Source organism: Acinetobacter brisouii, from assembly GCF_008993995.1.
Taxonomy (GTDB): domain Bacteria; phylum Pseudomonadota; class Gammaproteobacteria; order Pseudomonadales; family Moraxellaceae; genus Acinetobacter; species Acinetobacter brisouii_A.
In genome coordinates, this window is sequence record NZ_BKNN01000055.1 from 1 (window position 1) to 17698 (window position 17698).

A 17698-nucleotide genomic window follows, 5' to 3' on the forward strand; every position below is an offset into this window, starting at 1 on the left:
AATCAATACAATTAAAATTACTGAGATTTCCACTTATAAGAAATTGAATAAAATGAATTTTTTAAAAAAATCAACGCATATATTTAGCACAGCCACAGTACTTTTAGTTACATCAAGTCATCTAAATGCAGGGACATTCAAGACATATAAAGAAGACAGTGACCAGTTTAGACAAACACTCAATCAAAATGCTGATAGTGGTCTTGCTCAAAAATTTACTGAAAATTCAAGTAAAAAAGATGGTGCCTTATACTTACTCGAACAAGCACGTATTCAGCAAGTCAATCAAAACTATGATGCAAGTTTGGCAACATATAAAAAAGCATTTGAGTTACTCGACAAGCAAAATCATCGTGCCAAAGTCAGCGCTTCTCGGGTTGGTTTTCAAGCCTTGTCGATGCTCAGCAATGACTCGGTTGTTCCTTATATTGTTCCGCCCTATGAACAAGTGCTTGCTCATATTTCTCAAGCAAAAAACTATATCTATTTAAAAGATATGGAAGCGGCATCGGTTGAAATGCGTGTTGCCCAGCAATTACAGCGCGATATTGAAATGAGTCACGAAGAAGAACTCGCCAAAAAAACCGAGAAAGAAAAAAAGAAAAATCCAGATGCAGGTTCAGCACCACCACAACAACTTGATGAAGCATTATCAGGTTTAGATCCGATTGCAGGTAAAATCAAAAATACCTACCAAAATAGTTATGCCTTCTATATGGCAGCAAGCTTATGGGAAGTACTCGGTGAATATAACGATGCCCTTGTTGACTATAAAAAAGCATACGAGTTACAACCAGAGCCACAAATTGCTGCTGATATTCAACGTGTAGATCAACTGAATGCACAAAAAAATAAAAACAGTGTGCCTGTGGTTATTTTTATTGAGCAAGGTTTAGTTCCGCAAAAAGTTGAAAATAAACTGGTTTTACCTAGTCCAAATGGATTAATTAATATTGCTTTTGCAAGTTATGAACCGCGCACGTATCAAACTCCAGAATCCACTCAAATTTTGCTCAATAATAAAAAAATTCAAAATAGTTATGTTCTGAATGACATTGGTGCGCTTGCAGTCAAGCAACTTAAGGAGCAAACCGCTGCCACAGTCACTCGCCAAATTATGCGAACAACAACCAAATATGTTGCTCAACAACAGCTTGGAAATCAACTTGGTGTTTTAGGACAACTTGCGGGTAATCTCATGAATACAGCAACAGATCATGCAGATTTACGCTCTTGGTCAACACTACCTAGTAATACTCAAATTGCTCGACTCAATTTAGCCCCTGGTAAATATCAATTACAGCTCGCTAGTGCAGGAAAATACAGTGCACCATTAACTCTAGACGCTACCCCTAATCAGACAATTTTTGCATATGCATATGATATAAATAATAAAATTTCTGTAAGTAGCAGCCTTTTTTCAAAACCTTAATCCACTGGATCTAGAACTTTATGAAATTTTTAACCCTCGGTCTTATAGGTACACTCAGTACCCTATTAGTCGCATGTACAGCACCTAATGCTTTAACAACAAAAACTCAAAGCAATGGTGAAATGAGCGTTCAAACACGTACCAATAATGCTGTTTTACTCACTGAAATCGGCGTTGATCGTGTAAATATGGTCAATGTTGGTGATCTTAAAAAAATTGCTTTAGGCATTAAAAATCAACGTTTTAACAACAAACATTTTTCTTACAAAATTGTTTGGGTCGATGCACAAGGCATGGAAGTCAACCCAGAAGGCTCTATTTGGAAGCCAATTGAGTTAACGGGTCGAGAAATTAAAACTGTGCAATCCCTTGCACCAAATCCATCAGCTGTTGATGTTGTTGTTTACTTAAAGAAATAAGAGAGATAGATTCATGAAAATAAAATTAATGACTGCTGCTGTTGTTGCAGGTACAGCGTTGTTAGGCGGATGTGCATCAACAGGTAATGTCAGTTATGGCGATGCTCAAGCGGTAGAAACATTGACTACCGATTTTGGCTCAACTGATTTACAAATGATTGCCACCAAAATGGTTGATGATATGTTGAGCTTTCCTCCTGTGGTGCAAATGACCCAATCGCGCCGTCCTGTGATGTTTGTTGACCGTATTAAAAACAAAACCCAAGAGCATATCGACACTGAATCGATTACTGACACGATTCAAAATAAACTGATCAATTCAGGAAAATTCCGCTTTGTCGATATGACGTCTGTTGGTGCAATGGCTGATCAAATTGCCTATCAGAAACAAAGTGGTATGGTTGATCAAGCAACTTCTGTGCGTGCAGGTAAACAAATTGGCGCTGAATATATGCTCAATGGTAATCTATCAAGTATCGTTAAAAATTCAGGTGGAAAAAGTGATGTTTATTATAAATTCACTTTAAAACTTCAAAATATTCAGACTGGTATTGTTGAATGGACAAGTGAAAAAGAAATTCGCAAGTCTGGAAAACGCTCAACTTTTGGTTTGTAATTTATTTTTTATATCCAATAGCATTCGATCTAATTGATGCTATTGGATCAAAATTCAGTAGAAAACGATGAAAAAAATTATATTCACTTTATCTCTTGTATTGGGATGCATAACATCATCTTTTGCAGGTGTTAAAGAAGTTATTCAAGATGCTTCTGGCAGTGGACCAACACAACAACAAGCTGTTGCCGAAGCACTCCTTATTGCTGTACAGGCTGTAAATGGAACAGGGGTATCCTCTCGCGTAGACTATGAAGAAACTGTAGCGATGTCGATTAACCGTAATCAATGGAGCTATAGTAGTAAAACTTCTCCTGTTTTTAGTGTTGAAACCTCAGGATCAGGTTCAGTTAGTCGCTTTCAAGTCTTAAGCTTAACAGGCTCTAAAAATAATTATCATGCTCGTGTCCGTGCTTACGTCAATAAATTTGAATCGGCAGTACAAGATCGTCATCTAAAACGAATTGCGATTTTACCTTTCCGTCTAACGAGCAACACGGAAGGTTCAGATGATTTTCGTATGGAACTCAGTGATCTTGTCGGAACATACATCACTCAATCTGGGCAACTCAGTGTACTAGACCGCCAATATCTTGAAGAAATGCAATATGAAAATGATGTTTTAAACTGGGATGGTGCACCACAAGAACTAGCTCGAATTGGTCAAAAAGTCGGTGTGGATTATTTAGTTGTTGGCAAAATTACTCAACTTGCTCCAGCATCTGCTTCATCTATGTACGGACTCAATAAAGATGCCCAACAAGTACGCTTAACTTGGCGTGTTATTGAAGCCAATACAAGTAAAACTGTTGCAGCAGGTGCAGTCAACAAAACCATATCGACATTTTCAGGGCAAAACCTTGTTACAGGTGCATCAAATACCGCAGCAGATATGGTCGCCCAAGCCGTGTACCAAGATCTTATGGTTGGTCTAAAACTCAAAAATCGAGCTGAAATTTCGCAATCTTCAGTAGATCCATCTCCAGGCTATGCCATGACCCCAGGCTCAAGTGAAGAACCCATTCGCTGGTAAAACCCTCAGGAAGATCGATCGACTGGCAGGGTCTGCTGTGTATATCGCTTTGAAAGTTGTTTTAAACTACGCACCTGTCGCCCATAGCGGCGGCAGGAACGACAAATTAAAATATGACAGCGCAAGGCTGTTATTTGTCGAAAACTCAAAGTCTGATCAAGCTGCTCAGACAATAATTGTGTCGCTTGGCGGCAAGTTAACATGAACAACCCTCCTGAAGTAGCCATTTATTTTCAAGGCATTCCCTTAATCGCGTTCGGCTACGGTACATCAGCACATTGAAATTGCTTAAACTCAGCTCTAATTTTTGACAGATCTCTTCGCTACTTAATTCAATCATTTCTCTCAACATAAACACTTGAGCATAACGTGCAGGCAAATGGTTCAAACATGCATCAAACACCAGCCAAAAATCCTGTTGCTCCATCATTGTTTCAGGGCTTTGCCATGCTTGCGGAGCCTGATCATGTTGCCAGTGTCCATGCTGATCAAATAGTGCATCAATGCTGAGTTCAGTTTCATCATCAGCAAACAGTTCACTCATACTTTTAATCCGTTTACTGTGCCGCAAAATATCAATAATCTTATTTTTTAAAATCGCAAAAACCCATGTTTTCAAAGCGGAGCGTCCAGCAAACTGCTCCACATGTTGTAATGCACTACTCAATGCCTCTTGTACAGCATCTTCCGCCAAACTCAATGACGATAATTGCAATACAGCAAATTTAAGCATTTGTTGACGTAGGTCTTGTAAAAAAGCAGCATCATGTAACAAACTCGACATGCAATTTCTCCCTACAGCAAATCATATTGTTGCAGATAAGCCCGCAACTGATCTAATTGCTGTTGTTGCTGCGCTGTGTTCCATGTGGGTATCTGCTGCACAAGCAACTGTCTTAACGGTTGAGATGATGTGACGCCCTGAGTTAAAGGTTCTATCAGAAGGGCAAAAATAGCGGTTAATTGCTGAACTTGGATTTGATCATGAACATCACGCCATACCAAAATCGCACTGGGCTGAACTTGGCAATCTGCGATCGACATGCCGACTTGCCACCGATAGACAGGATACTGATAAACCAAGACCCAAGCTGAAGTCTTGAGTTGCCAATTGTCACCATTCAAACTAGAGACATCTCTTAAATGCTCAAGCACTAAGGTATCAAGATACAACTCTAACCATTCATACTGCAACAGCTCCAACAACCACGGATATGGCGCTATCCTATCGGATTGATATTGCGCTACATACTCACGAAAGTGCAATGAAATATCATGATACAACGGCGACTGACACTGTGCGTGGGCAAAAAATTCATCTAGCAAAGACTGCCAAAGCGGTTGAGGTAACAGACTTTTAGCAATCGGATAAACATTCTCCACAAAACTAGAGATATTGTTGAAGAGCAGTTCGCGATACAACTGTATCCGCTCAGGCTGTAGCTGTGGCATTGCAGCATAATCTGCTTGTCGAATCGCTTGGCAGAACTGCTGTTGAATCTGCTGAAATTTAAGCTCAGACATCGCCTGCTTCCTGTTGAAGTTGCTGAATCTGTTGTAATTCGGATTGTAGTTGCTGCCATGTCGGAATATTAAAATCACGCTCCAACAGCGTTGGACGTACACCTATGTGTTGATAGGTTGCCCGCAACAATTCCCAAACAGGATCATTGATTGCAGCACCATGTGTATCAATCAACAAATCAGCGCTGATCTGCTGATGCCCTGCGATATGTAAATAACGTACACGTTCAGGCGGCATGGCACGAATAAACGCCTGTGCATCACTGCCATGATTGATACTGTTGACATAGACATTGTTGACATCGAGTAACAATTCACAATCCGCAGCTTGAAGGACTGCAACAACAAATTCGGCTTCGGTCATTTCTGCCGCAGGCATGACATAAGTTGAGACATTTTCAATCACTAAGCGCTGACCCAAAATGTCTTGTACCTTTAAAATCCGCTCGGCAACATAGCTGACAGCAGCTTCTGTCATCGGAATAGGCAGTAAATCATACAAATAGCCACCATCGTGGGTATAACTTAAATGCTCCGAATACAGTAAAGCTTGATGTTGTTTGAGAAACTGTTTGATCTGTCCAATAAATTCTAAATTCAGCGGATGTGGCCCACCAATCGATAAGGACAATCCATGACAGAACAACGCTGTACGTTCTACACATGCTGCAAATTGCTTGGCATGCCGCCCACCAAGTCCAAGCCAGTTTTCAGGGGCAACCTCGATAAAATCAGGGACGTGTTCAGCCTGCAAATAATCATCAATCAGTTCACGTCGTAAACCAAGCCCAACACCTGCTATGTTCTGCATAGAAAACCTCACATTGCGGACACATGAGCAGTGCTGACACTGCCCATTTTCCAATCGACGATTTAGTGATTGCTACCACATTTTGCATCTGCTGTTTTTTTCGCTGCGCCACACTTGGCATCGGCAGCTTTTTTATGCTCAGCAGCTTTCTTGGCTGCACCACATTTTGCCTCACCACATTTGCCATCTTTCGCTTTGCTCATTTGATGAGGCGTTGAGGCTGGCGCTGCTTGGTTCTCAACGGCCTGTACCGTCGTACCTGTCACTGACAATGCCAATAATGCCGCTACAGGTGTCATGCTATGTAATTTGTTCATGTCCAATTTCCTTGTATTAAGTTCAAAAATCATCACGTACCGAAACAGTACTGAGATATAGACGTCGCATTTGAAGATTTCTTACACTTAAAAATAAAAATTTTTCCTGTGTAAGAATCAGTCGTCTATAGCGTCTAACAGATTAAGCTTAACGATGAGCAAATCAAGATGGAAAGACTTTTCACAACGTATAGAAAATTGATCAGTGGGATTCAGCATTTTGATGGCTTGGTTGCCTTATCGATTCGCTGCTATTTAGTCCCGATTTTTTGGATGGCAGGTCATCATAAACTCCAGCATTTTTCCGATACTGTGACATGGTTTGGCAATCCTGATTGGGGATTGGGCTTACCTTTACCATGGCTGATGGCAAGTCTTGCAACAGCCAGTGAGCTGCTTGGTGCTGTTTTACTCGCACTTGGCTTAGCAACACGCTATATCAGTATTCCTTTGAGCATCACCATGCTGGTTGCCATATTTACAGTACATTGGCAAAACGGTTGGCAAGCAATTGCCGATCCAAGCGCGCCATTTGCCAATCCCCAAGTTTTTGCATCAGCCGACAAACTCGAGCATGCGCAGCAATTATTAATGCAATATGGCAATTACGACTGGCTCACTTCGAGCGGTTCATTGGTGATCTTAAATAATGGGATTGAATTTGCTGCAACTTATCTGATTATGCTGCTGGCACTGATCGTGATGGGCGGTGGGCGCTATGTCAGTGTCGATGACTGGATTAAACGCTACTCTCGACACGTTACATAGCCATCATGGTGTTAGCCTTTTTTCACCAAATAGTGATATTCCTTCTTCTGATTTTCATCGAGCTGTTCTTCTTGGAGTAACAGTTCATGCCCCAAATGCATACAGAATTTTGGAATATCCCATGAGGTTGATGGATCTGTTGCAAAAATCTCAACCACTTCCCCTGATTTGGCTTTACGAATCGCTTGATGCAGCATCATGACAGGTTCAGGGCAACGCAGCCCACGCGTGTTGAGTTGGATTGCAGGGGTAACAGGAACTTCAGACATGGCGAACTCAAGATAAAAAATCGGCTTTATTTTAGCATAAAGCAATAGAAGACTTGGTTTTTCTCAATTCGTTGTATTGTCGTTGCAAGATGCAGTTTATTAGATGCATCTCGGTTTTTTCTTCGGTATGATTGAAAGCCATTCAGTAACAAAAACACCCGTTTTAGGAACAATCATGCACGAGGAATCAAGCCCATCGTGGGGGATGCGAGGCTTAAGAAAATGGTTAGGCACAGCGCCTGAAACCCGAGATGAATTATTAAAACTTGTCCAAGATTCTCGCCGTTTTTTAGAGCCCGATACAGTGGCGATGCTTGAAGGCGTGCTGGACTTACCTGCCACTAAAATTCGCGAAGTCATGACACCACGCACCGCCATGATCAGCCTACAAGAAGATGACGAACTGCTCGACATTTTACATGTCCTGATTGATTCGGCACATTCACGTTTTCCAGTCTTTTCAAATGATCAACCTGAAAACGTCGTTGGGATTTTACTGGCCAAAGATTTATTGCCTTTTTTAACCGACCCTAAAGCCAAACTCGACATTCGTGCGATTATGCGTCAGCCTGTGTTCGTGCCTGAAAGTGCCCGTTCAGATCAGGTTCTGCGTATGCTGAAAAATACCCAAACCCATATTGCCATTGTGATAGATGAATACGGATCAACATCGGGGTTGGTGACCTTAGAAGATATTCTTGAGGAAATTGTCGGTGAAATTGAGGACGAACATGACACGGCAGATGAAGAAGCCAGTTATATTGTGCCCGATCCGAAACATCAAACTGCCAATGCGTGGCTGGTTCAGGCACTCACCCCAATTGAGTACTTTAATAGCGTACTCGACGCTGACTTTTCCGATGATGAAGTCGAAACCGTTGGGGGTTTATTGCTGCAAGAACTTGGATTGGTCAATGACTTGCAAGGTCAGGTGATTGAACTCAATCAGTGGCAATTTACCATTTTAGAAGCCGATGCACGTACCATTCATTTGATTCAGGCTGTGCGCCAATGAGTGAGCTGCGTATTAAAAAGTCTACTCAAAATCAGCTGAATGCCAAATTTCCTGTTTGGCTTGCTAGCCTGATCGCACTTGCAGCAGGGTCGACTTTTATTTTTGCTTTAGCGCCCTATCATATTTGGATTGTGGCACTCATCAGCCCCGCGCTGCTCTATGCTTGCTTACAACAGCGTTCTGCACCTCAAGCCTTACTGATCGGTTGGTGCTATGGCTTTGGTCTATGGTTCGTTGGGGCATTTTGGCTCTACACCTCAATTCATGAGTATGGCGATACCAGTGCTGCGGTCAGCGTGCTACTGATTGCGATTATGGCAAGTCTTATGGCGCTATTTAGTGCGCTACAGGCTTGGGTCTATCGTCGCTTTTTCCCAGAAACCCCTTTGACATTTGCTCCACTTTGGGTATTTTTTGAATGGGCAAAAACATGGGTGTTTACAGGTTTTCCGTGGTTATTTGTCGGTTATGCCTTTACTGAACGCTTTTTAGATCAATATGCTCCATTATTTGGTGTATTTGGGGTGTCCTTTATTGCCATCACCATTGCCTGTGGCTTGGTTGAAATGGTTCGTAGAAAATGGTTTTGGGCAGTACCAATTGCCGTACTCCTTGCGGGTGCTTGGGCTGCATCGTTTTTGGTCTTCGTGCAACCCAAAGCCGAAAAACCACTCCATGTTTCACTGATTCAAGGCAATATTCCACAAGATCTGAAATGGCTAACCAGCTATCAAAATCGTACTTTAGACATTTATCATGATCTCAGTGCTTCAGAATGGGGACAAGACTTGGTGGTATGGCCAGAATCTTCGATTCCAATGCCACAAACCGCCATTGAGCCCTTTTTACAAGACATAAACCGCCAAGCACTTGCCAAACATTCGGCATGGGTCACAGGTATTCCGTACTATGATGAAGCAGGTTCAGTCAAGGCACAGAAGCCATTGTTTTATAATGCCCTCATGGCTTTTGGTGAACAAACTTCAGGTTTATACCAAAAACAACGTCTTGTACCATTTGGCGAATACGTTCCATTGGCAGGCTTGTTGAAGTGGGTTTTACCTTCACTGCAAAATGATGCCAGTGCAGGTGGCTTTAGTGCAGGTGCAGCAGGACAACAACCGTTGTCTGTGAAAGGACACCCTCTCGGTGCAGCGATTTGTTATGAAGTGGCGTATCCCAACCTCACCCGTATCAATGCAGAACACAGTGACTTTATGGTGACGGTTTCCAATGATGCATGGTTTAAAGGCACGGCTGGCCCTTGGCAGCATTTACAAATGGTACAAATGCGTGCCAAAGAAAATGGTCGTTGGTTTATTCGTGCAACCAATACAGGCGTGACTGCATTTATTGATGCGCAAGGACATATTGTCAAACAAGCGCCGCAAGACAAAGCCTTTGTCTTGCGTGGTGACTTACCTGCTTATACAGGGCAAACCTTGTATAACCGTCTAGGCAATTATCCAGTTCTGATTTTCTCAGGATTATTGTTATTGCTCAGTTTGCGTTATCGCCCTCGTCAAATTGATGTGTCATTCAAATCACGTCGTTAATCGTGACAGACATGTTGGTTGCTTCAAGCAGCCAACATGTTAATACTGAAAATTCACCACCAAATAGCTCACCACACCTGCCAAAAATAACATCGGCACATGCTGATAGACTTTGATCATGCGTTGTTCAAGCAAATTGTGCTCTAACGTCATGGATGCATTTAAAACGTGCAATGCCGCAATAAATCCTAAACTGGCGCAAGCAGAAAATAGACTCAGTGCAAAGAACCCTAAAACAATCTGGCTTTCTGCATCACTGACATGCCATAAAATATTGGCAATATGCTGAGCAGGTAACAAGCCCGCAATTAAGCTAATGGCTTTGAGCATTTTCCAATGCAACTCATGAATTTCATCTTTTAAAAATAATGCTTTCATGTCTCATCCCTTCCGACAAAAACATTGTCTTTTTTATTATGCGAATTTTTAAAAATAAGAAATAGTCTGATTTTCCTCCATCTTGAGAGTTTCTTGTAACTATCATTCTTGAGAATTATTCTTTTTCTAAATTAAGATGTTAAATCATTCTTAGTTGATGTTTTTCGAGCCTTTTTGGCATTTTTTAAAGCCTAGACTTGTCAACACTCAAATAAATCTTGCATAGTGCTGTCAAATTCAAAATAAGTGATTTCTATGCCTTTACCGTTTCGGATTCGAGTTGCCATTCCTGTTCATTTATATGACTGCTTTGACTACACGCTAACGGAAGCTCAATATCAACAGGCTGCGCTTGGCGCGCGCGTCTATGTGCCGTTTGGAACGCGGCATTGTGTCGGGATTATTGTCGAGAAACTCAGTCCCGATGAACCCCTCGATCCACGGTTTGAATTAAAAGGCATTCTCAATTTACTCGATCAACACAGTTTACTCGATCCGATCTGTCTCAAGCTGATGCACTGGGTGGCATCGTATTATCATTTTCCGCTTGGTGAAGTGTTGCCTGTCGCCTTTCCAACCTTGCTACGTCAAGGGAAATCTTATGATTTATTGGCAAAAGTCTGGGTACTCAATCCTGATCTTCAGGAGGTCAATTTAAAAAAAGCACCACGCCAACAAGCTGCCTATAAAATCCTAAAACTCTCACCACATGGCACACCACAACATATTTTAAATGCCAATGATGTTGAAAATTCCACCCTCGAAGCTTTAGCAAAGAAAGGCATTATTCGAGCGGAATATCATCAGCAAAATATGCAGCCCGAAGCTGTGCAACTGGCACAACTGCCCCTCAAAGCCAATCCTGATCAGAGCAAAGCCATTCAAAGCATTTTAAAGGCACAAAATCAGTTTCAGGCCTTTTTACTCGATGGAATTACAGGCAGCGGCAAAACCGAAGTCTATCTGCAAGTGATGTATGAAGTGCTCAAGCAAGGTAAACAGGTTTTAGTTTTGGTGCCTGAAATTGGGCTGACTCCACAAACCATTAGCCGCTTTCAGTCACGTTTTCACTGTCATACCGTAATGCTACATTCAGGTCTGAGTGACACACAGCGTTTACAGGCATGGCAACAGGCACAGACGGGACGTGCTTCGATTATTTTGGGGACACGTTCAGCGATTTTCACCCCACTGCCCAATCTGGGTCTGATCATTCTCGATGAAGAACATGATCTGTCGTTTAAACAGCAAGAGGGCTTTCGCTACCATGCCCGCGAGGTGGCACTGTATCGGGCGCATGTGCAACGTTGCCCAATTATTTTAGGTTCAGCCACACCAAGTATTGAAAGCTATGCACTGGTTCAGCAAGGCAAGCTTACCCATTTGCAGCTCAATCAACGCGCAGGACATGCGGTGCTGCCTAAAATGCATGTGCTGGATTTGAAAATTGCGCAAAAACAGCATGGACTGAGTCAGCAGCTCATTGAGCAAATTCGACAGCGTCTCGACAAACAACAACAAGTGCTGATCTTTCTCAATCGTCGTGGTTATGCACCTGTGTTGCTCTGTGAACAATGTGCTTGGCAAGCCAACTGCCCACATTGTGATGCACACTTTACCTTGCACACCAAACCCTATCAGCACTTGCATTGCCATCATTGTGGTTTGATTCAACGTCTGCCCGATCACTGCCCTGCCTGTCACCATGACAGTTTAAAACCGATTGGTTTGGGCACCGTTAAAATCGAAGAAACCTTACAAGAACTGTTTCCAGACTATCCTGTGTTACGGGTGGATCGGGACAGTACCAGTCGGGTGGGAAGCTGGCAGAAAATTTATGATCAAATCCAAGAAAATAAACCGCTGATTTTACTCGGTACTCAAATGCTAGCCAAAGGACATCATTTCCCTTATGTCAGTTTGGTGGCACTACTCGATATTGATGCGGGCTTGCTCAGTGTAGATTTTCGTGCCACAGAACGCACCGCCCAATTGATTATTCAGGTCGCAGGGCGTGCAGGACGGGGGGAACATAAAGGTGATGTGCTGATTCAAACTTTACGTCCTGAGCATCCTTTATTTCAAATGTTACTGGAAAAGGACTATCGTTACTTTGCTCAGCACACGCTCAAAGAACGGCAACTGGCGCAGTTTCCGCCATTTCGTTACAGCATGCTGGTGCGTAGCCAAGCCCGAAATGCCACAGAAAACCTAGAGTTCCTGACGAAAATTGCCGCTCAACTACGTCAGCTTGCAGGCAATCACATTGAAATCTGGGGACCAATTCCCGCCCCGATGGAACGGAAAGCAGGTCGACATCAGGCACATTTATTTTTACAGGCCTCCGATCGGGTACAGCTGCACATGCATGTGAATACTTGGTGGGCGAACGTCATGCAGCAGCAACCTCGCGGCTTTAGAGTATCGCTAGATGTTGACCCGCAAGAAATGAGCTAACACAACTACGACCATTGCTTGAAATATTGCTGTTTATAATATATGGATCAATGAGATAAATTGAGCTGTATAATTGCCTCCTTCGGGTTTGAGTTGCATTTGTGCTGCTTGTGAGAAAGGCTGATCCATGTCGTTACTTTTGCAAATCACAATTTTTCTAGGTGCTGCCTTAATTTTGGTGCCTTTGGGAAAACGCTTTGGTCTGGCCACCGTATTGGGCTATTTGTTCACGGGCATTATTTTAGGGCCGAGCGTCTTTAATATTGCCAGTGATGCCGATGCCATTATGAACATGGCTGAGTTTGGCGTGATTTTGCTGATGTTCCTGATCGGACTGGAACTGCGCCCACAGCGTTTATGGCAGTTACGTGAATCGATCTTTGCCATGGGTAGCCTGCAAGTCTTTGCCACAGGCTTGCTGATTATGCCGATTCTGTACTTTGCCCTGCATTTGTCGGTTGCCAGTAGCTTTGTCATTGGCTTTGCCTTGGCACTCTCTTCAACCGCCTTTGTGCTACAACTCCTCACAGAAAAACAGCAACTGAATACCACCTATGGGCAAAAAGCCTTTTCAGTGTTGTTATTTCAAGATATTGCCGCCATTCCCTTACTGGCGACCATTCCAATTTTGGCAGGCAATCAGTCAACACATCACGGAATCGCTTACTTCGCTGCGATTATTGCCACCTTTAGCGGTCTGTTTTTATTTAGCCGTTTTGTGATGCGTCCATTTTTCCGCTTTGTGGCAAAAAGTGGCGCCAGCGAACTGATTACTGCGGTGGCGCTGTTTATTGTGCTTTCGGTGGTTCTGCTAATGCAAACCCTCGGAATTAGTGTCACGCTTGGCGCATTTTTAACAGGCGTTTTACTTGCTGACTCTGAGTTTCGGCATGAACTTGAAGCCAGTATCGCACCGTTTAAAGGTCTGTTACTTGGTCTGTTTTTTATGACTGTGGGTATGACCACACAACTGTCTTTGCTGCAAACCATGCCCGAAGTCATTATCGGGGGGGCGGTAGCATTGTTGCTGATGAAAGCCTGCATCATGACCCTGATCGGGCGTTTTTATCACAACAGTTGGAAAAACAGTTTATTACTCGGAACCTGCTTGGCTCAAGGCGGAGAATTTGCTTTTGTGGTACTGACCGCTGCACAAGATGCAGGGGTGCTGGGTAATCATTTACTGGAACCTGTCAGCCTGATTGTGACGTTGTCGATGACATTGACCCCGTTATTGTTCTGGGTGGTGAGTCGCTGGATTGCGCCACGTTTTGACCGTCAGGAACAGCCTGCTTATGACGAGATTCCCAACCAAAACAACCCGATGATTATTGCGGGATTTGGTCGTTTTGGGCAAATCATTGCGCGGATTGCACGTCTGCAACACATTCCCTTTACCGCGATTGACCATAGCCTGCAACAGGTTGACTTCGTCAGAAAATATGGCAGTACGCTGTACTATGGCGATGTTACCCAACCTGAGATCTTGCGCTCGGCAGGCATCGAAAATGCCAAAATCTTTATTCTGGCGATTGATGATGTGGAAGATTCGCTGAATGTCGCACGGCATATTGCCCTGAATTATCCCAACATTACCTTACTGGCGCGGGCACGTGACCGCCACCATGTCCACTTACTGCGTGATTTGGGCGTGAATTTTATTTGGCGGGAAACCTATTTATCCTCACTGGGTATGGCCTATCGCGCCTTACGTGAACTGGGCATTGATGACGCAACAGCCTATCAAAAAATTGAAGTGTTCCGAGATTGCGATGAAAAGTTACTTTTGGAACAGCAAAATATTTATAATGATGAACAGAAAATCTTTGAAACGCATCGTAATGCCCTAGCAGAGCTTGAGCACCTGTTTGAGAGCGATGCCTTTGTTGAGAAAAAGAACCAAGATGTCAATTTGCGTCGTGGTTTAGATCAGCAACGCATCAATGTGACGCGAGATGAGTCTGAGTAACTTGTGTTTTAGAAGATCATCTCCATTAAGACAGGGTCTTGGAGAAATATATGTCTAATTTACGTCAACGTTTTTATATTGAAAACTGCCCTATTCGCGGCGAAGTGGTTCATCTTGAAGAAGCGCTGCATACCATTTTGCAAAAGCGTGACTACCCACAAGCCGTACAGATTTTATTGGGTGAAATGCTCAGCGCGACAGCGTTGCTTGCCAGCACCTTAAAAATCAAAGGTCGTATCAGCCTGCAAATTCAGGCGCAAGGCACGTTTAAATGGGCGATGGCAGAATGTAATCACTTGGGCGAAGTTCGTGCTTTAGCTGACTTTGAACAAGACCCGCGTTTTGAACAGGCCACCGACAGCAGCACAGTATTGGCAGCACTCAGCCAACCTGTTTTGTTTATCAATATTGAGCCAGAATTTGGTGAGCGCTATCAAGGAATTGTGCCTTTAGACCAACCAACTTTGGCTGGCTGTTTGATGCAGTACTATGATTTATCTGCACAAATTCCAACTCGGATTGTTTTAGCAAGTACAGAAGAACGTACAGGTGGTTTACTGATTCAGCTCCTGCCACGTAACAGCGAAGAAGAACAGCAATTTGTCGATGAAGACCTGTGGCCACGTCTGATTATGCTGACCCAAACACTGAAAACCGAAGAACTGACTGATCTGAGCGCCAACGAAATTCTCTATCGTTTATATAACGAAGAAGATGTACGTTTGCCTGAAGTTGAACAGCTTCAGTTTGGCTGCACCTGCTCGAAAGATAAGTGTATCAACGCACTCATCCAGATCGGGGTCGATGCAGTGAAAGAAACTTTAGAGTTCCAGAACCCAATCGAGATGGACTGCCAATTCTGTAACACCCGTTATGAGTTTACCGCTGAAGAAGCGTTGGGCTTGTTTGGCGAGCATTTAAGTTAAATCTTAAAAAAAGATGAATTGAAGTCAGGCTTAATCTGACTTCAATTCATCCCATCTTCTGCATAATCGCTGTTGAAATCGGCTTTGTTGCACAAAGATTTCATAACTATATGATTTTAAAAATTTTGATTGTTTTTTGGTCCAAAATTAAATTTATTTAAATCAGATGCTTACATATTTATGCAACAAAGCCGTTGAAATCTATAAAAATCGTTTCATAATGAGGAAAAGATAACCATAAACAGCGACTAACCTATGTCAAACAACTATTACGAGGAACTAGGAGTCAGCCGCAAAGCGAGTGCGGATGAAATTAAAAAAGCCTATCGCAAACTGGCACGCAAATACCATCCCGATGTCAGCAAGGAAAGTGATGCCGAAACCAAAATGCAGGCCATCAATGTCGCCTATGACACCCTGAGTAATCCCGAAAAAAAAGCAGAATATGATCAGATGCTCGATCATCCACAAGGCTTTGCAGGGTTTGGTGGACGAGCAGGTCAAGGCGGTTTTGATGAAGCCCAGTTTTACCGTCAAGGCAATGCCTCAGACTTTCATGGCTTTGAAGATCTGTTTGGTCGTTTTGGATCAGGCTTTGGCGGCGCTCAACGGCAGCAGTCGTCCTATCGCGGTGAAGATCAGCATGCCAGCATAGAAGTGCCGATTGATGTGGCGTATCACGGGACAACACAACAGATTACTTTGCAAATTCCAACCATGAATGCCTATGGCGAACCCGAAGTTCAGCGTAAGACCTTAGAAGTCAAAATTCCAAAAGGCATGAAAGAAGGTCAGCAAATTCGGCTTTCAGGTCAAGGTCAGGTCGGGATTCGTGGCGGTGCCAATGGCGATTTATATATTGAGATTCGTTACCAACATACAGACAGCATTTGGGTTGAAGGCAGCGATGTTTATCTCACTGTACCGATTAGCCCGTGGGAAGCAGCACTCGGTCATGGCATTACGGTCAATACACCCGCAGGGGCTTTACAAGTCAACATTCCAAAAAATGCAAAACAGGGGCAACAATTACGTTTAAAAGATAAAGGCATTCCCAATAAAACCGCAGGACATTTATACCTCATTCTTAACATCGTATTTCCACAAGCTCATACCGAGCAACAACAGCAAGCTTATCAACAATTCGCAGCAAGTTTTCCAAACTTTAATCCACGTGAAGGTTAAGGAGTTGAATTATGACGACTATTCATTATCGTGAAATTCTCTGTGACGGCTGTCCTGATGCAGAAATTATTGATGAACATATGAGCTTTGATTTAATCCATTTTGCAGACAGTTGTGGACAGCCTACAGAGTGGGTACTTCAATTGCTTGAATATGACATCTTGCCAACACGAGCCATCCACACTGAAGAGTATATTTTTTTAGGTGAGGATCTCAGTCGGGCACGCCAAGCTTATCGTTTACAGCGTGATTTCGATGCCTCTTTTTCAGCTGTCGCGATGATGTTGGATCTGATTGATGAAGTGCAAAAATTACGCAAACAAATCCGACATGCCAATTTTGAATAAACCAGACTGGGCTATACACCATGTATAGCCCAAATTCCATAATTTTTTTATGTGTATTTTTCACACAAACACTATGCAATCGCAACCAAATCCCATAAGATTTATAAGGAATTTTAACGCCACTTCGCGTTATATATAACAATAGCGTTGCCCAAAAGGCAGCCACAACCAACAACTCACACGAGGAGCGACCATGTTTCCAGAATATCGTGCATTGATTAGTCAACTAAAACAGGAAGATGCTCATTTTTCTAAAGTGTTTGAAGCACACAATGAGCTTGACCATGAAATCATTCGCTTAGAGCAAGACCCTGTCACCTCAGGTTTGGATGACATTGAAGTGCTTAAACGCAAAAAACTCAAATTGAAAGAAGAATTGTACGATATGTTGAAACGTGCTGATACAGCAGAAAGTTAAAACTGAATACACTAAAAAGACGGGACATTCCCCATTGCTGTCCCACAATTTTTCACAAGAGGAAGCTCATTTGAGCTTCCTCTTGTTTTATGGGTATTTTATCGGGTGAAAATAAAGCTTTTAAAGTTCTTCTTTCAAACAAATTCACTTGAATTATTCTGAGTAAACGTTGAACTGTCCAACCTGTTTTCCCTAAATGTTGAGCGAAACTCACCAATAAATAGGCGATCATCGCAATCCAGATTTGTGTCTGAATTG

At 42.8% G+C, this 17698-nt stretch carries 20 protein-coding genes and 1 pseudogene; 13 read left to right on the forward strand and 8 right to left on the reverse strand.

From position 1 onward, the window contains the following. From GBN19_RS12015 to GBN19_RS12030, 4 genes are all read left to right on the forward strand, one after another. A partial coding sequence (locus GBN19_RS12015) for a COG3014 family protein (RefSeq protein WP_308469262.1) occupies nt 1-1432 on the forward strand: 1432 nt, incomplete at its 5' end. Between the two features lie 20 nt (nt 1433-1452). Beyond that, nucleotides 1453-1851, forward strand: coding sequence for a DUF1425 domain-containing protein (locus tag GBN19_RS12020; protein WP_151778312.1), 399 nt, complete (start codon nt 1453-1455; stop codon nt 1849-1851). A 13-nt stretch (nt 1852-1864) separates the two neighbouring features. Next, entirely contained in the window at nt 1865-2467 is a 603-nt protein-coding gene (lpoB, locus tag GBN19_RS12025; RefSeq protein ID WP_151708521.1) for a penicillin-binding protein activator LpoB, read from the forward strand. Nucleotides 2468-2534: 67 nt separating this feature from the next. After that, entirely contained in the window at nt 2535-3500 is a 966-nt protein-coding gene (locus GBN19_RS12030) for a CsgG/HfaB family protein (RefSeq protein ID WP_151708520.1), read from the forward strand. A 5-nt stretch (nt 3501-3505) separates the two neighbouring features. On the opposite strand, the gene GBN19_RS12035 is transcribed toward GBN19_RS12030, so the two are convergent. From GBN19_RS12035 to GBN19_RS12055, 5 genes are all read right to left on the reverse strand, one after another. Beyond that, nucleotides 3506-3703 carry a zf-HC2 domain-containing protein gene (locus GBN19_RS12035; protein ID WP_151778313.1) on the reverse strand — a complete coding sequence of 66 codons (198 nt, stop codon included), beginning with the start codon at nt 3701-3703 and terminating at the stop codon, nt 3506-3508. After that, nucleotides 3697-4284, reverse strand: a complete 588-nt coding sequence (locus GBN19_RS12040; RefSeq protein WP_151708518.1) for an RNA polymerase factor sigma-70 — start codon at nt 4282-4284, stop codon at nt 3697-3699. The genes GBN19_RS12035 and GBN19_RS12040 overlap by 7 nt, the downstream gene beginning before the upstream one ends. An 11-nt stretch (nt 4285-4295) precedes the next feature. After that, nucleotides 4296-5024, reverse strand: a complete 729-nt coding sequence (locus GBN19_RS12045; protein ID WP_151778314.1) for an HvfC family RiPP maturation protein — start codon at nt 5022-5024, stop codon at nt 4296-4298. Continuing rightward, nucleotides 5017-5835, reverse strand: a complete 819-nt coding sequence (locus tag GBN19_RS12050; protein WP_151778315.1) for an HvfB family MNIO-type RiPP peptide maturase — start codon at nt 5833-5835, stop codon at nt 5017-5019. Before GBN19_RS12050 ends, GBN19_RS12045 begins: the two co-directional genes overlap by 8 nt. A 62-nt stretch (nt 5836-5897) precedes the next feature. Then, nucleotides 5898-6152, reverse strand: coding sequence for an HvfA family oxazolone/thioamide-modified RiPP metallophore (locus GBN19_RS12055; RefSeq protein WP_151778316.1), 255 nt, complete (start codon nt 6150-6152; stop codon nt 5898-5900). 168 nt (nt 6153-6320) lie between these two features. Here GBN19_RS12055 and GBN19_RS12060 point away from each other — a divergent pair, with 168 nt between their 5' ends. Beyond that, nucleotides 6321-6920 carry an HvfX family Cu-binding RiPP maturation protein gene (locus tag GBN19_RS12060; RefSeq protein WP_151778317.1) on the forward strand — a complete coding sequence of 200 codons (600 nt, stop codon included), beginning with the start codon at nt 6321-6323 and terminating at the stop codon, nt 6918-6920. Between the two features lie 11 nt (nt 6921-6931). Here GBN19_RS12060 and tusA read toward each other — a convergent pair whose 3' ends face one another. Then, nucleotides 6932-7189, reverse strand: a complete 258-nt coding sequence (gene tusA, locus GBN19_RS12065) for a sulfurtransferase TusA (protein ID WP_151708513.1) — start codon at nt 7187-7189, stop codon at nt 6932-6934. Between the two features lie 175 nt (nt 7190-7364). Between tusA and GBN19_RS12070 the strand changes: the two genes are divergently transcribed. Then, nucleotides 7365-8204 (forward strand): CBS domain-containing protein, encoded by an 840-nt coding sequence (locus tag GBN19_RS12070; RefSeq protein WP_151708606.1) that lies wholly within the window; start codon nt 7365-7367, stop codon nt 8202-8204. After that, on the forward strand, nt 8201-9760 hold the full coding sequence (gene lnt / locus GBN19_RS12075) for an apolipoprotein N-acyltransferase (RefSeq protein ID WP_151708512.1): 1560 nt from the start codon (nt 8201-8203) through the stop codon (nt 9758-9760). Before GBN19_RS12070 ends, lnt begins: the two co-directional genes overlap by 4 nt. Nucleotides 9761-9799: 39 nt before the next feature. On the opposite strand, the gene GBN19_RS12080 is transcribed toward lnt, so the two are convergent. Further along, the gene (locus GBN19_RS12080) at nt 9800-10138 is read right to left on the reverse strand and encodes a hypothetical protein (RefSeq protein WP_151778318.1); all 339 of its coding nucleotides are present in this window, start codon (nt 10136-10138) and stop codon (nt 9800-9802) included. Between the two features lie 255 nt (nt 10139-10393). Here GBN19_RS12080 and GBN19_RS12085 point away from each other — a divergent pair, with 255 nt between their 5' ends. The 6 genes from GBN19_RS12085 (at nt 10394) to GBN19_RS12110 (ending at nt 17440) form a co-directional block, all read left to right on the forward strand. After that, nucleotides 10394-12595, forward strand: a complete 2202-nt coding sequence (locus GBN19_RS12085; protein WP_151778319.1) for a primosomal protein N' — start codon at nt 10394-10396, stop codon at nt 12593-12595. A 127-nt stretch (nt 12596-12722) separates the two neighbouring features. Continuing rightward, nucleotides 12723-14564, forward strand: a complete 1842-nt coding sequence (locus GBN19_RS12090; RefSeq protein ID WP_151778320.1) for a monovalent cation:proton antiporter-2 (CPA2) family protein — start codon at nt 12723-12725, stop codon at nt 14562-14564. A gap of 50 nt (nt 14565-14614) precedes the next feature. Beyond that, nucleotides 14615-15490 carry an Hsp33 family molecular chaperone HslO gene (hslO, locus tag GBN19_RS12095; protein ID WP_151708508.1) on the forward strand — a complete coding sequence of 292 codons (876 nt, stop codon included), beginning with the start codon at nt 14615-14617 and terminating at the stop codon, nt 15488-15490. A gap of 255 nt (nt 15491-15745) precedes the next feature. After that, nucleotides 15746-16675 carry a DnaJ C-terminal domain-containing protein gene (locus GBN19_RS12100; RefSeq protein ID WP_151778321.1) on the forward strand — a complete coding sequence of 310 codons (930 nt, stop codon included), beginning with the start codon at nt 15746-15748 and terminating at the stop codon, nt 16673-16675. 11 nt (nt 16676-16686) lie between these two features. Then, nucleotides 16687-17022, forward strand: a complete 336-nt coding sequence (locus GBN19_RS12105) for a chaperone modulator CbpM (protein ID WP_151778322.1) — start codon at nt 16687-16689, stop codon at nt 17020-17022. Between the two features lie 193 nt (nt 17023-17215). Continuing rightward, complete coding sequence (locus tag GBN19_RS12110; RefSeq protein ID WP_151708505.1) at nt 17216-17440, forward strand: YdcH family protein; 225 nt, start codon at nt 17216-17218, stop codon at nt 17438-17440. A 52-nt stretch (nt 17441-17492) separates the two neighbouring features. Here the strand turns inward: GBN19_RS12110 and GBN19_RS12115 are convergent. Then, a pseudogene (locus GBN19_RS12115) lies at nt 17493-17698 on the reverse strand (IS4 family transposase); the annotation flags it as partial.